This is a genomic window from Sulfitobacter sp. HI0129 (assembly GCF_001635395.1).
Lineage (GTDB): Bacteria > Pseudomonadota > Alphaproteobacteria > Rhodobacterales > Rhodobacteraceae > Sulfitobacter.
The window spans coordinates 1-424 of record NZ_LWGH01000119.1 but is presented as its reverse complement, the minus strand read 5'-3'; the positions used below and the strand labels follow the sequence as shown (position 1 = coordinate 424).

Sequence of the window (424 nt, the reverse complement as noted above, 5' to 3'; positions counted from 1 at the left end):
AGAAAGCCCCGCAAAGCGGGGCTTTCCAGCAAACGGGTTGCCCCGGTTGATCAATCCTCGGCAGAGGCCTCAGCCGCGACGCGCGCCTTGTCGGCGGCACCTTTCGCGTCACGATCACGGTCCACGAATTCGATGATCGCCATCGGTGCCATGTCACCATACCGGAAACCGGCCTTCAGAATGCGAACATATCCACCCTGACGGTCTTTGTAGCGCGGGCCCAGCACGTCGAACAGCTTCGCGACGTACTGGTCTTCCTTCAGCTTCGACGCGGCCTGACGGCGCGCGTGCAGGTCGCCCCGCTTGGCGAGCGTAATCATCTTTTCGATGATCGGGCGCAGTTCCTTGGCCTTGGGCAGGGTTGTCTTGATCTGCTCATGTTCGATGAGCGAGCCTGCCATGTTCGCCCAAAGCGCCTTGCGGT

General features: G+C 61.3%; 1 protein-coding gene. It reads right to left on the bottom strand.

Going from position 1 to position 424, the window contains the following annotated elements; translation table 11 throughout:
* Positions 1-50 precede the first annotated feature (50 nt).
* A partial coding sequence (rplQ, locus tag A3764_RS01120) for a 50S ribosomal protein L17 (protein WP_067951058.1) occupies positions 51-424 on the bottom strand: 374 nt, incomplete at its 5' end.